The sequence below is a fragment of the Comamonas sp. 7D-2 genome, from assembly GCF_022749555.1.
GTDB lineage: Bacteria > Pseudomonadota > Gammaproteobacteria > Burkholderiales > Burkholderiaceae_C > Comamonas > Comamonas thiooxydans.
In genome coordinates this window covers 2,976,925-2,990,738 of the sequence record NZ_CP094238.1, presented here as the reverse complement: position 1 = coordinate 2,990,738, position 13,814 = coordinate 2,976,925, and the positions used below count along the sequence as shown (strand labels likewise).

Below are 13,814 nucleotides of genomic sequence, written 5' to 3'. Positions count from 1 at the left end.
CAGCGTGCGCGAGCACGTTGCGGCGTGACGAGGTCACGGCGAGAACTTTGTCGCTACGAAGCGACTACAACAAGGTTATTTGGATTTCTGCTCAGGTCGATCACCGAAGAAGCGGCGATTGGCGGCTTCGGCCGCACGGCGGCAAAGTTCATCGCCGACCTTCGCACGATCCTCCTTGCATTGCCGTTGAATCTCCTTGATGCGCTCGGGATGCGCCGCGAGGAAATCCACGGTTTCCGAAGGTTGAGACGAGCCACATGCGGTCAGTGCGACGGTCAGCATCAGTAGCATCACTCTGTTCATGATTCCAGTCCTTTCGTCGGATGGTTCAGGCATCGTCGGCAGCGTCGATACCGTCTGCCGAATCAATGAAGGCCACACGCTCGATGAACCGAGCCAGCATCTCGGACGGCTCCGCATCGCGGCGTAGCAGATAGGTCGTAAGCATGTATGGCTTGCCTGCCAAGCGGCGGGCCACGACACCCGGCTCGCGGCTGGAGGCGATATGCGCCTCGCCCGCTAGGCCCAAAGCCAGGCCAGCGGAAACCAGCGTCATCATCACGTCGAAGGTTGCCACGCGCTGCGCAATCAGCGGCTCCTGATCGAGCTTGCGCAGAAAACGATCGATCTGCCGCGCGTGGCCTTCGCAGACCGCCGGGTCGCCCAGTGCCAACGGATAGCGCAGCACTTCTTTCAGCGGAACCTGTTTGAAGGCGAGCACGGGATGGCGGGCTGGCACCGCTACCATCAGTTCATCTTCCCAAGCAGGTGTGACCAAGATACCATCGCCTCCATCCTCTGCCATCGAAAAACCTACGTCATACAGATCTTCATGCAAACCCTTGATCTGCAGCCCGAGCGGCACCTCAAACAGACGCATCTCAACTTCAGGGTCCTCTTCACGGCATCGCGCCAGCAAAGTTGACAATCGTGTGGGTGTTACACCATCAGACAAGGCAATGCGTAACTGGCCTAAAAATCCGTTGGTGGCCGACTTGACGCCATCACGGGCCTGATCCAATGCGGTAAAAATGCGCGGGACATGCTCCAAAAGCTGTCGCCCGGCACGGGTTAGTTGAGTGCTTCGGGTAGTACGAATGAATAAACGAGCACCAAGTTCCTCTTCTAATTCTTTGATAGTGCGTGAAAGTGGAGATTGGTCGATATGTAGTCGTTCAGCGGCGCGAGCGAAATGAAGTTCCTCCGCAACGATGAGAAAGCAGCGAAGATGTCGAAGCTCCATTGTGCTCACTCCACTTTAATTCGTCTAATTTCATTTGCGCGGCTAATTAATCAGCCTTTGCCAGAGTGCTGACAGCCAAACCCCCCCAGTCAGCAAAGTGGCTAACAGCACGGCAGCGCTTCCCATGTCCTTTGCACGCTTTGATAGCTCATGCCATTGAGGGCCAATACGATCAATCGCCGATTCCACAGCAGTATTGAGTAGCTCCACAATCATCAAAATAAGGATACTTCCTGAGAGAAGAGCGACTTCGACCCATCCCTGCCCCAACCAGAAGGCCAATGGGACCAATACAAAGGAAAATACTGACTCAAGTCTAAAGGCCGGCTCATTCCATCCAGCGCGCAATCCCTGAATTGAGTAATGGGACGCATGCCAAATTCTCAATATTCCTCGGCGAGATTTTTGTTTATTTTCGAATGCGGACATGGAATCAGCTGCGATTGTGTGTTTTTTATCTTTCATGAGAACAACTCTTATATATTCTTATCATCACAGCCAAAGAAAAAATCGAAATTCCTATCGTACTCACTTGTTTTAACCTGCATTAGCCCCAAGACAGACGAAAACAATGCGTCGTGATTCGCATAAGAGCGGGCTCGCTCACTCAAACAGCCAATATTCAGCCCTCGACTTTGAGTAAACGTTGAAGAGAACCACATAACCAAAGGAACACGAGTCTGCTCTTGTGGAGCAATCGCATAAGGCATGCCGTGCAGAAAAAGTCCCTTCTCGCCCAGGGATTCGCCGTGATCCGAGACGAATATCATAGCTGTGTCGTAGTCGGAAAGGCCCTGCAATTTTTTAATGACTTGGGTTAGGAAATGATCTGTGTAGAGAATAGCGTTGTCGTAGCTATTCACAATCTGTTCGCGGGTGCATTTCCCCATTTCCGGTGTGTCGCATGTTGGGATGAATTTTCGATACGCTGCTGGGTATCGTTGAAAGTAGCTGGGGCCATGATTTCCAAGCTGGTGCAAAAAAATCACACGATCACCGGGATTTTTGCGAGCCTGAGCTGGTAAGTCTTCAAGCAAAATCTCATCGAAACACCGACCATCAACGCATAAAGAGGAACTTTGTGCATTCCCTAGGCTTTGATATTCGAGACCATCGCACACCCCTTTGCAACCTGACTGGTTATCTCTCCATAAGGTGGTAATACCGGCGCGCTCCAGAACATGCAGTAAGGATTGGTGTGAGCGAATCTTGTCTTCATCGTAGTTTCGGCGACCAAAGGACGAGAACATGCAAGGCACAGAAACCTCGGTATTAGTTCCACAGGAGTGCATGTCGGAGAAATTGATCACACCCATCTGAGTCAATTGAGGCGTTGTTTCGCGTGCATAGCCGTTCAATCCCCAGTTTTGGGCGCGAGCCGTCTCGCCTACGACAAAGACTAATAAACGTGGCCGACTGCCTTCGGGCCTGACTGTTGCAACGGCATCAGCTCCAATGGGTATTTTTTCGGCGGACTGCGTGATAGAGGAACCTGTCAGTGCCTTCGGCAAACCCACCAGATAGTTTCCCGGTGTAATCAAGTATCGCACTTCGCGATGATTTCTCATCAGTGCGGACATGTCCTGAAATGACAGCATGACACCGCCCGAAATCATCAGTGTCGAAAACAGCATCAATCCCATACGCCACACGGTTGCTTTCAGCCAAGTACGCCCGAGCAATCGGATTCGCCAAAGAAAAATAATCGGAACTACTGCCAGTAGGCTTAGTGGAGCAATCAATGCAGGCGTCAGTAGCTCGCGACTTTCCTTGAAGTCTGTGGCTAGAACATTGCGCAACATGCTCGAATCGAGGTAGATATGAAAGCTGCGCATGTAATGTGTTGCGAGGGCAGAGGCAACAAAAAGCACCGCAAGTAAAACCTTGGCATTCCAGCGCCACACAACCAAACTCAACAGCAGACTGTGAATTCCCACCAGAAACAGCAGTACGGATGTACCCATGCGTAAGCTGGACTGGACGCCTAAGGCGCTACTCCAAAATAGACCATTGCAGGCTAGTGCAAAGAAAATACTGGTCATCAAGATCAGCCACTCGACGCTGCATTGTGGTCGCCAATGGCTTAGGTCCTTGAGGTTTGCAGTTCTGAATCGCGGCATCAGACCGAGAGCCTGTTTGAAAGTTCTCATGCTTGGAACCCCGATGAATAGACATCGCCTGAGCCATCAACAAACCAGCGTTGCCAGACCATGAAAAGACCCAAGGCAACGACCCAACAAATCAGGAGCGTCCACAAGTCATGGGAAAGGAAGTGGGCTCCGCGCACCTGCTGGGTCCATCCAAAGATGGCACCTATCATCAAACTTGCAGCCAAGGCCATCCAACGCCAGGCAGGACGAACCATCAAGGTAAAGAAATATAGGCTGACCCATGCATATCCGGCACTTGCATGCCCTGCGGGAAAGCACACACCGCGCGGCATACCGGGCGGGCGTGTTTCAAACAGGCCCACAAACACTCGCGCTCCGCCATAGCGCACCAAGTTCCAGGGGCAATCCATGTTAGTGAACGATTTCAGCGCCGAAACCGTCAGTGCCCCGATCAAGTACGCACAAAAAAGATACAGTAGCGGCCAGCGTAGGTATGCCGAGCATTTGTTGCTACGTTTTTTTCTCCAAGCCCAGATGCACGTTGCTGCAACCGCAATTGCCAGGAAGGTGGAAAGATTCTTCCCACCACGATGCAGCAGGTTGCTGGTTAGCCAGGCATCCCGCAAAGCCCATCGGCTGCCCTGCAAGCGATAGAGATGATCGGCGACCCAGAAGTCCCCACCGCCATCCATCAATAGACTGCTGATGATCAGCGCCGCACCCGCTGGTAGCGCTAAATGAGTGATTAAGAATCGAGGTGCGAATGGTGCGTTGGATAGTGGGGCGTTGCCCAGTAGTCGGGATTCATTGAGGGGCATCGGCATGTGCCCCCTTCGAATGCCACAGCGCATGCGCATCGATACGCACCAGTGCTGACGCTTGCAGCGCATCGATGCGAGCCTGTGCCTCACCGAGGCGTGTCTGGCGCAGGTTTCGCAACGTCAAGAGGTATTCGGCCAAGGGGGCCTCTCCCAGTTCCCAAGCTCGCCGCGTGCGGTTGCTGGCCGTGGTCTGCGCGGCCAGCGCCTGCGCGAATGACTGCCACTGCGTGCGCTTACTTTCAGCTGCCTGCGCGGCTACCCACGCACTTTGCTCCACCGCGCGCCGCACGCCGAGCGCCTCTGCCTCTGCGGCAGCTGCGTTGGCGCTTTCCGTGGCAGCCATTGCACTGCGATAGTCAGTGCCAAATGGCACCGTCAGGACAACGCCAATGACACGTTCCGTCCCACCGCGTTCAGACATCATCCGTACCCCGACTGTGGGGTCGGGCGTGCGGTTGGCGCGAGCTCGCTCGGCCACCTTGGCAAGGCGCGCTGCCTCTCCATCGGCAATGCCGATTTCGACGCTTTGTCGCACAATTCGCGCCAGCCACTCCTGTACCCCGCCCGGCAAAGGATCGGGATCTGGCAGCGTGGATGGCCGCGCGGGAATCTCAATGCCCGGGAACTCGATCACCATCGTTTGTCGTGCTGCCCGTTCTGCGTCGCGCGCAGCGCTAACCTGGGCTGCAAGCATCGCGCGTTCGGCTTGCAGAACGTCGCTGTCCCGCTGCGCTGCATCGCCCAGGGCCACGCGGCGGGCCATTGCTTCCTGCTCACGTCTAAGCAACTTTTCCTGAGCTTGCATCTCGTCGGCTACGACGAAACTGCGCAGCCATCCGGCCCAGACTTCCAACAGTCGCCTTGCCATTTGGTGCTCGGCATCTTCAAGGCGCATATCGGCCACCCTACGGGTGCGGCTGCCGATGTCCCGATCTATACGCGCCTTGTTTGGCAAGCGAACAGCACGGCTGAGCTGGATTTCCCATTCGTTGTAGCGACGCGCTTCGTTGGTCACGTTGCGACGTTGTAGGCCACTACTGAGTTCAAATTCGTGGCTACCGGCTTCAAGGGCGCTTTGCGTGGCGGCCGCCGCGTCCAAGCGAGCGGCTGCGGCATTCACGACCGGCTGGATTTTCATCGCCGCTTCGACTTGCGCCTGCGCAGGCAGCCACGAAAGATCATCGGCGCGCGCTTGTGCGGGATGAAATGTCAAAGCCGCGATAGCCACCATGACGGCACCAGTCGGTAGTACCAGGCTGCATCCTTTGTTTTTACTCGTCATACCAGTCTTCCACTTGCCAACACCGACTCCACCCACCAGCGGACATCGCTAGACGCGATGCGCTGGCGCAGATGCGCCAGGACCTGTTCCAGTTGTTCATATTCGATCAACACCCAAATGACGCGCCGATCCACACGGCCGCGAACCTTCTCGCGAATGGACGCGCGCGCGAAGTCGCCGGTATGCCCTTCGGCGTGCAACAGGGTGAACCCTGGCAGCACCGGGTCGGCCATCAGGGCATCGGTGACGGCGTCTTCGAGCGTGGGTGGAAACACCAGATTCAGCCGCACCAGTTGCGCTTCTTTCAATCCGTTCATGCGTGGACTCCTTGTTGTGAGGAGATGGCCTGGCCGAATCGCCGGTACAGCACCGGCAGCAGGACCAGGGTCAGCGCAGTGGAACTGACCAGTCCGCCAATCACCACGATGGCGAGTGGGCGCTGGATCTCAGAGCCAGGGCCACTGGCCAGCAGCAGGGGCACTAGGCCAAAGGCGGTGATGGAAGCCGTCATCAGCACGGGGCGCAACCGTCGCAGCGAACCTTCGCGCACCACCTGTTCCATGGGCAGGCCTAGCGCGTGCAGGTGGTTGAAGTGCGTCATCAGCACCAATCCGTTGAGCACGGCGATGCCCAGCAGCGCGATGAAGCCGACCGAAGCAGGCACCGACAGGTACTGCCCCGACAGCCACAGCGCCGCCACGCCGCCGACCATGGCAAACGGCACGTTGCCGAGGATGAGCGCGGCCTGCCGCACCGAGCCGAAGGTCATGAACAGCACGAAGAAAATCAGTCCCAGGGCCACCGGCACCACCATGCCAAGGCGGGCCGCTGCGCGTTGCTGGTTCTCGAACTGCCCACCCCATTCGACGCGGTAGCCGGGCGGCAGCGGCACGTCGCGCACCACGGCGGCGCGCGCTTCATCCACGAAGCCGACCAGATCGCGCCCACTCACGCTGGACTGGATCAGCGCGAAGCGCGAGCCGTTCTCGCGCCGCACCAGCACGGGGCCATCAGTGGTGGCGATGCGCGCCAGCGAGGTCAAGGGGATTTCGCCCTGATCGCCACGGGCGAGCTGCAAGTCCTTGAACCGCTCAGCCGATCCGCGCAGCCGGGCATCCCCGCGCACCACGATGGGCGTGCGCCTGTCCGGCTCGATCACCAGCCCGGCCGGCACGCCTTCGAGCTGCGCGCGCAGCTCGTCCTGAACCTGCGTCACGGCCAGTCCGGCGCGCCCCGCCGCCTGCGCATCCACCTTCACCTGCAGGTATTCCACGCTGTCGCTGGCCTGGGTGAGCACGTCGCGCGCACCGGGCACTTTCTCGATGCGAGCGGCCATGCGCTGCGCCAGATCGCCCAGCGTTTGCAGATCAGGGCCGAATAGCTTGACGGCCACGTCGCCCCGGCTGCCGGTGAGCATTTCCGAGATGCGCATCTCGATGGGCTGGGTAAAGCCGAATTCCAGGCCGGGGAAGGCATCCATCACCTTGCGTATCTCGGCACTCAACGCGTCCTTGTCGGCTGCATGCCAATCCTTGCGCGGTGCGAGCTGCATGAACAGGTCGGTTTCGTTCAGGCCCATCGGGTCGAGCCCCAGCTCGTCGGAGCCCACCCGCCCGATGCTGTGCCGCACCTCGGGCACCGCCGCACCGATGGCCTTCTGCACTGCCAGGTCAATCTCCAGCGAGCGCTGCAACCCGATGGACGGCGGCTTTTGCAGTTGCAGCAGGATATCGCCCTCGTCCATCGTCGGCATGAACGCCTTGCCCGTGCCGAGGTAGGCCACCACACCCAATGCCAGGGCCGCGATGGCGACCGCCGATGCGCGTAGCGGGTGGTGAAGCGCAGCCTCCAGCAGCGGTTGGTACAGGCGCGTGGCCCAGCGCATCACCCACGGCTCGGTGTGAGCGTGTTCCTTGAGCAGCAGCGAGGCCAGCACCGGCACCAGCGTGAGCGACAGCAGCAGCGAGACGCCCAGGGCGAATACGATGGTCAGCGCCACCGGCACAAACAGTTTGCCTTCCAACCCTTGCAGAGTGAGCAGGGGCATGAAGGTCAGACAGATGATGAGGATGCCCGAGGCCACAGGCATGGCGACCTCGCGCGCCGCGGCGAATATGCGGTGCAGGCGCGGCTGGTGCGCACTGGGCGCGTGCGGGTCGAGCCGACTGACGGCGTTTTCCACCACCACTACGGCAGCGTCCACCAGCATGCCGATGGCGATCGCGAGGCCCCCCAAGCTCATCAGGTTGGCGCTCATGCCGACCAGACGCATCAGCAAGAAGGTGCCCAGTGCCGCCAAAGGCACCATCACCGCCACAACCAGCGCGGCGCGAAGCTCGCCGAGGAACAGAAGCAGCAGGATAACGACCAGTACCGTCGCTTCCAGCAAGGCGCTTTCCACCGTGCCCACGGCGCGCTCGATCAGCGTGCTGCGGTCATAGAACGGCACCACCTTGACGCCGGGCGGCAGGCTGGGAGTCACCTCGTCCAGCCGGGCTCGAATGGCTTTGACCAGCGCCGAGGCATCGGCCCCGCGCAGCGCCACCACGATGCCTTCCACCGCTTCGCCCGCGCCGTCCCGGGTGACGGCGCCATATCGCGTCACGCCTTCGATGCGCACCTGGGCCACGTCGCCCAGGCGAACTGGGGCCGTACCATTGGCCCCCGCGCGCAGGATCAGACGGGATAAATCGTCCAAAGTGTGGATCGCGCCTTCGGCGCGCACGATCAGCGTGTCTTCGCCTGCATCCAGGCGGCCCGCACCGTCATTGCGGTTGTTGCGGCCGATCGCCGTGATGACATCAGAGAAGCTGAGGCCCGCAGCGGAAAGCCGTGCGCGATCCGGCACCACAGCAAAGCTCTTGGCTTCTCCACCCAGCACGTTGACATCAGCAACACCGGGCAGCGTGCGCAGGGCCGGGCGCAGCGTCCAGTCCAGTAGGGCGCGGCGCTCGCTCAACGTGAGGCCACCGCCTTCGATGGTGAACATGAACACGTCCGACAGCGGTGTCGAAATCGGCGCCAGCCCGCCGCTGACGCCTTCGGGCAGACTGCCCGAAACGCCGGCATAGCGTTCAGCCACCTGCTGACGCGCCCAGTAGATGTCGCTGCCTTCGGCGAAGTCCACCGTGATGTCGGCGATGGCGTACTTGGCCGTGGAGCGCAGCATCACGCCCCGGGGCACGCCGAGCAACTCCATCTCCAGCGGCGTGATCACGCGCGACTCCACCTCCTCAGGCGTCATGCCAGGGGCCTTGATAATCAGCTTGACCTGCGTGGGGGAAATATCCGGATAGGCGTCGATCGGCAGTTGCAGGAAGGCCACCAGGCCCGCACCCGCCAAAGCCAGCACGCCAAGCAGTACCAGCGCACGTTGGCGCAGGGAAAATTCAATCAGACGGGACAACATGCGTGGTCGCCCCTCATTGCAATGGAATCATGGATTTAAGCAGTGCCGTACCGCGCACGACGACCTGCATGCCTGCCGCAAGCGGCGCAGTGTCTGGCGAGACGGCACGCACGGCGCTTGACGCCTCTGATTCGTCTTGCCCCAGCAGTCGCACCGGAACAGCGCGGACGCGTAGGTCGCCGTGCTTGTCTTGCGATGACGGCTCAGCAACGTAGACCACGTGGGCGCTGCCCGCTGGCAGCAGTGCGGACGATGGCACGCTCAAGGTGCCCTGCGGTGCTGGCAGCAACAGCGCGACACTGATCTGCTGCCCGGCCGCATAGCGGTCTGCCCCTGCCTGATCTGCATCGACGCGGGCACGTACCCGCAGGCTCTGACTACTGAGATCAGTGTCGCCACCAACAGCCGTCACGCGAGCGATCGTGCCATCGGGAAGACGCATTTCCAAGCCTGGGTGGAGATCCGAGCGCCAGCGCAGCGGAACCGCGACGCTGACATCCAGCGGGCCAGGCTGAGCCACTATGAAGGCGATGTCGAGCGGCGCGACCGCCTGCCCGAGGCTCAGGTGACGACGCATCACCCGCCCGGACAAAGGCGCCAGCAATTCATACTCGCCTGCCTGCCCGCCGCTAACGGGTCGAAGCCGTGCGAGGGCGCCATTGGCCTCTTGCAACGTACTTTGCGCAGCCGCCGCGCGCGCCTGGGTTTGCTCGTTGCGCGTGGCTGGGATGATGCCCTCGGCCAAGAGCGTGGCATCGCGCCGGGCCTGCGCCGTAGCCACCGCCGCTTCGGTGCGGGCACGCGCCAGATCAGCCTGAGACGCCAGAACGTCCTTGCTCTGGATGCGCGCCAGTGCATGTCCTTGGCGCACTGCGGCGCCTTCATCGACCAGAACGCGCGTCACCACACCGCCATATGGCGCCACGACCTGCGCGCTAGCCGAGAGTGGTGCCACCGTCTGCGCTGGTAAGCTATCCAGCGGTATCACTGCAGCATCTTTGACGAGTGCGGTTTCCACACCCTGCGCGCGAAGCTGAGTGGCATTGAGGTAAACGCCGCCAGCGTTCGGTTGGGCGACAGCTTCGCTAGCGTCTTTATCGGCTACGGTTGTCTGCTGCGTTGCCCAAGCCCACCAGCCGTACCCTACGGCAGCCAGAACTGCCACACCGACGGCGGACAGAGCCAAGGTCTTGGTTCGGCTGGAGGTGCCCGCCGCTTTCAAGGTCGGGAAGCTCATGCTTGTGCCGCCCCAAATGATGTAGAGCAGAGTAGAGAGCACACAGCGCGAATTGAAAATTCGTCGCATATGAAGCGGTGCGCGAGGTTAATGAGGCGAAACATGTGGTCGATCTCTTGTAAAAGATCTGCTCATGTTCTTCGGTGAAGCTTTGAGAAAGCTTTGGAGAAAGCGAAATTTTCTCAGTACGATGTATTTCGACGAAACGCCTGCTTTGAGCAGCAAACAATCGATAAACTGATTTTTCAGTAACTTGCTCTGATATGCCAGCGGTGCGTCTTTGCTACCTCAAACTTCGGAGCCATACACCATGAATGTCAGGAATTCCGAATATCGTTTCAGTCCTTTGGTCATAGGACTGCATTGGCTGACCGCGCTTCTCATCATCGCGGTCTATGCGAGCATGGAGCTGCGCGGTCTGGCACCGAAGGGCAGCGCCTTGAGAGACACCATGAAGTCCTTGCACTACCTGCTGGGCCTCAGCGTTCTGGTGATCGTCGTGATCCGTATCGGGGTGCGCATCCTGGCGGGCGTGAAGCCATCGATCCAACCACCCATGCCACGCTGGCAGGCCACGCTCGCCGATGTCATGCACTATGCGCTCTACAGCTTCATGCTCGCCATGCCGCTGCTCGGATGGCTCACCTTGAGTGCGGCGGGCAAGCCGATTGTTCTGTTTGGCTTGCCCATTCACTCTCTGATCGGCACCGACGTTGCTTTGTCGCGCCAACTCAAGGATGTCCATGAGGCGCTGGCGACATTGGGCTATGTCTTGATCGGATTGCATGCGATGGCGGCGCTGTTGCACCACTACGTTATGCGTGACAACACACTGGTTCGCATGCTTCCCGGTCGACGCCCCTGACCTACTGGCCTCAGGCTGCTTTACATGAATTCAAATCTCCAATGACCAAATTTCACCACCGCGCCCACCCTGAAAGTCACCGCACTGAACATATCGGATGGCTGCGCGCCGCTGTTCTGGGTGCCAATGATGGCATCATTTCCACGGCCAGCCTAGTTGCAGGCGTGGCTGCTGCCCATGCAAGCCATGCCAGCATCATGACCACGGCCATCGCGGGGTTGGTAGCCGGCGCCATGTCCATGGCTGCAGGCGAGTTCGTATCGGTCTATTCACAAGCTGATACGGAAAAGGCAGATCTGGCGCGGGAGCGTGATGAACTGAAGAACAGGCCGGAAGCCGAACATCGCGAACTCACGGCCATCTATGTTCGGCGTGGCTTGGATCATCGACTCGCGGATCAGGTCGCCACGCAATTGATGGTGCATGATGCGCTAGGCGCGCACGCGCGCGATGAATTGGGCATCTCTGAAACCTTGAGCGCTCGCCCGCTGCAAGCCGCCATGGCGTCTGCTGGAAGCTTCGCCGTTGGTGCGGCCATGCCGCTGGCCGTGGTTCTGTTGGCGCCGGAGCAGAGCCTGCTCTATTGGATCGTCGCGACGGCGATTGTCTTCCTGGCCCTGCTCGGCGCTGCGGCTGCTGCCGTGGGTGGTACGCCGCTGTTCAAAAGTGCGCTGCGCGTCGCGTTCTGGGGCACATTTGCCATGGCGGTGACAGCGGGCGTGGGAGCCATGTTCGGCACCGCGGTGTAGATCTGTGTCAATGTCAGAGCAGCGGTGGCCAAGGGCCAAGCCGCGCGGACAGCCGACCATTGTCCAGTGAGAACGCCAGCGGTAGGTCTATGGCATGCGCGAGCGCCAGGGCCAGTGCAAGTCCCAGCCCAGCGTGGTGCGCCGTGCCACCTTCGGAATCCTTACGCCAGAAGCGAAGGCCGAATTGCTCCAGATCGGATGCCTGCAAATTGGGAGCTGTGTTGACGATGGTCAACATCCAGCCGGAAGCCTCGCGCTCCAATCTACATTGAATGTCGTCGCATTCGGGCGCGTATTCAATGGCATTGCGCAAGAGGTTGGAGACGATGCGTTCGATCACGCCCTGATCACTTTGCACCCATGCCGATTCAGGCAAAGTCACGCGGATGGGTGACTTGGGTGTCATTTGCTGGACGTTGAGTCCCGCCAGCAACTCTTGTAGCAAAGCTGTCAGATCCAGAGGATCCAGCGCCATTGTGTGTTGGCCGGATTCAAGCCGCGCCAACAACAGCAGAGTGTCCACACTGCGCTGCATGCGCGAACTGGCCTGGATCATTGCATTCAGGGCGCGCTGGATTCGGGTCGGGTCGGCATCGATCAAAGCGTTTTCTGCGCTGATGCGGATTTCCGCCAGAGGCGTGCGCAACTCGTGGGCCACGTCGCGGGAGAAGCGGCGCTCGCGGACAATGGCCGCATACAGGTGATGCAAGCCCTGATTGAAGGCTTCGGCAAACGGACGCAGTTCGCGGGGAAAGTCCGCTCCGATCCGCGCAATTGGCTGATCCGAACGCAGATCGGCCAGTTGCTCGCCGACCCGCTCCAGCATGACCACGATGTGCCGAACCATGAGCAGCGCCAGGCCCGTCGCTAGCAGCGTTGCCAGCACAATACCGCCCAAGAGCGCAAAGTGGATGCGCCGCTCGGTTTGATCCCAATCCCGGCGTTCTGTTGCGACGACTAATAGCTGAGACCTCTCTCCAGTTACCGACACGCGCGTCGCCAGCGCGCGGCCCGCGTGGCCATCCGGGAGTGTCACGTCGTAAAAGCGCGGGGTGCCTTGCTCCACCGGGCCAAGCGATAGCTCGGCGCCTGCACTGCTGGGAGAGCGTAGCAAGGCCCGGTGGGTCTGCGAATCGAAGACCGTGAAGAACTCGGTATGCCCGCCAGGCTCATATTCCGGCATGAGGCTTTCGAGCTTTTTCGCATCCAACTCCTGCAGCACGCGCCCCACCGCCGCTGATCGTTGCATCAGGGTGGTATCCATCCGTCGGTAGATTTCGTGGTCAATCCAGTAGTCGAGGACGGGAAACAGGATCGCGAAGGTTCCTCCAATGCAAATCACCAGGCTGGCAGCCAGCCGCCGCTGCAAGGACCAGGATCCGCCTTGACTCGCATCAGAAAGGGCTTCGGAATCGGGACGTACCATCGTTTAGGGCAGGATGTAGCCGAAGCCACGGCGTGTCACGATCAGTTCCTCCAGGCCGCACTGGGCAAGCTTGGTTCGCAAGGTGCTAACGATCACCTCTACCACCTTGTCCGAAGCATTGCTGCGGCTGTCGTACAAATGTTCAAAAATCTGCGGGCGTGACAGCGTGGCGCCGCGCCGACGCAGCAGCAAGTCGAGCAGTCCGAATTCCTTCGGCGTGAGCCCAATATCAATGCCCTTGAACCTCGCGGTGAGCGAGCGCGGATCGACCTCCAGATCGCCGTGGCGCAGAACTGGAGCGTCCCGTTGCGGAGGACGCCGCACCAGCGCCCGCAGGCGAGCCAGCAGTTCGGCTAGCTCGAAGGGTTTTGTCAGGTAGTCATCGGCACCCGCATCCAAGGCCCGCACCCGGTCGTCGAGCAGTTCGCGCGCGGAGAGCACCAACACCGGTGCGGCATGGGCCTCCCGGCCCAATGCGCGCAACACGCCAAAGCCGTCCAGCCGGGGCAGCATCAAGTCCAGAATGATGGCGTCGTACCGGTAGCTGGCAAGAAACTTCAGCGCGGACACGCCATCGGCTGCTGTATCGCAGGCATAGCCTTCCGACTGAAGGCTCTGGCTCAGGGCTTCGGCCAGCGTTTGCGAGTCTTCCACGATCAATACGCGCATGT

At 60.0% G+C, this 13,814-nt stretch carries 13 protein-coding genes; 2 read left to right on the top strand and 11 right to left on the bottom strand.

The annotated features are described in order from the left end of the window. Positions 1-75 precede the first annotated feature (75 nt). From MPZ60_RS13730 to MPZ60_RS13690, 9 genes are read right to left on the bottom strand one after another with little or no spacing between them, the layout of a single operon-like run. Positions 76-303, bottom strand: a complete 228-nt coding sequence (locus MPZ60_RS13730; RefSeq protein WP_049405256.1) for an EexN family lipoprotein — start codon at positions 301-303, stop codon at positions 76-78. Between the two features lie 25 nt (positions 304-328). Next, on the bottom strand, positions 329-1,243 hold the full coding sequence (locus MPZ60_RS13725; protein WP_012204568.1) for a LysR family transcriptional regulator: 915 nt from the start codon (positions 1,241-1,243) through the stop codon (positions 329-331). 42 nt (positions 1,244-1,285) lie between these two features. After that, positions 1,286-1,708: a diacylglycerol kinase gene (locus MPZ60_RS13720; RefSeq protein ID WP_012204569.1), complete on the bottom strand. Its 423-nt coding sequence runs from the start codon at positions 1,706-1,708 to the stop codon at positions 1,286-1,288. Between the two features lie 11 nt (positions 1,709-1,719). Beyond that, positions 1,720-3,363, bottom strand: a complete 1,644-nt coding sequence (locus tag MPZ60_RS13715) for a phosphoethanolamine transferase (protein WP_046984619.1) — start codon at positions 3,361-3,363, stop codon at positions 1,720-1,722. A 26-nt stretch (positions 3,364-3,389) separates the two neighbouring features. Further along, positions 3,390-4,178 carry a phosphatase PAP2 family protein gene (locus MPZ60_RS13710; RefSeq protein ID WP_227472611.1) on the bottom strand — a complete coding sequence of 263 codons (789 nt, stop codon included), beginning with the start codon at positions 4,176-4,178 and terminating at the stop codon, positions 3,390-3,392. Then, the gene (locus MPZ60_RS13705; protein WP_242882067.1) at positions 4,159-5,406 is read right to left on the bottom strand and encodes a TolC family protein; all 1,248 of its coding nucleotides are present in this window, start codon (positions 5,404-5,406) and stop codon (positions 4,159-4,161) included. Before MPZ60_RS13705 ends, MPZ60_RS13710 begins: the two co-directional genes overlap by 20 nt. Before the next feature lie 47 nt (positions 5,407-5,453). After that, positions 5,454-5,774, bottom strand: a complete 321-nt coding sequence (locus MPZ60_RS13700) for a DUF3240 family protein (RefSeq protein WP_003056157.1) — start codon at positions 5,772-5,774, stop codon at positions 5,454-5,456. Continuing rightward, entirely contained in the window at positions 5,771-8,866 is a 3,096-nt protein-coding gene (locus MPZ60_RS13695) for an efflux RND transporter permease subunit (protein ID WP_242882068.1), read from the bottom strand. The genes MPZ60_RS13700 and MPZ60_RS13695 overlap by 4 nt, the downstream gene beginning before the upstream one ends. 13 nt (positions 8,867-8,879) lie before the next feature. Continuing rightward, positions 8,880-10,103 carry an efflux RND transporter periplasmic adaptor subunit gene (locus tag MPZ60_RS13690; RefSeq protein WP_370688575.1) on the bottom strand — a complete coding sequence of 408 codons (1,224 nt, stop codon included), beginning with the start codon at positions 10,101-10,103 and terminating at the stop codon, positions 8,880-8,882. A 310-nt stretch (positions 10,104-10,413) separates the two neighbouring features. On the opposite strand from MPZ60_RS13690, the gene MPZ60_RS13685 reads away from it, so the two are divergent. Next, on the top strand, positions 10,414-10,968 hold the full coding sequence (locus MPZ60_RS13685; RefSeq protein WP_242882070.1) for a cytochrome b: 555 nt from the start codon (positions 10,414-10,416) through the stop codon (positions 10,966-10,968). Between the two features lie 41 nt (positions 10,969-11,009). Continuing rightward, entirely contained in the window at positions 11,010-11,717 is a 708-nt protein-coding gene (locus MPZ60_RS13680; protein ID WP_242882071.1) for a VIT family protein, read from the top strand. 13 nt (positions 11,718-11,730) lie between these two features. Here the strand turns inward: MPZ60_RS13680 and MPZ60_RS13675 are convergent, their stop codons facing one another. Together MPZ60_RS13675 and MPZ60_RS13670 are read right to left on the bottom strand one after the other, a co-directional pair. Beyond that, positions 11,731-13,143: a HAMP domain-containing sensor histidine kinase gene (locus tag MPZ60_RS13675; protein WP_242882072.1), complete on the bottom strand. Its 1,413-nt coding sequence runs from the start codon at positions 13,141-13,143 to the stop codon at positions 11,731-11,733. A 3-nt stretch (positions 13,144-13,146) separates the two neighbouring features. Then, positions 13,147-13,812 (bottom strand): response regulator transcription factor, encoded by a 666-nt coding sequence (locus MPZ60_RS13670; protein WP_242882073.1) that lies wholly within the window; start codon positions 13,810-13,812, stop codon positions 13,147-13,149. Positions 13,813-13,814 lie beyond the last annotated feature (2 nt).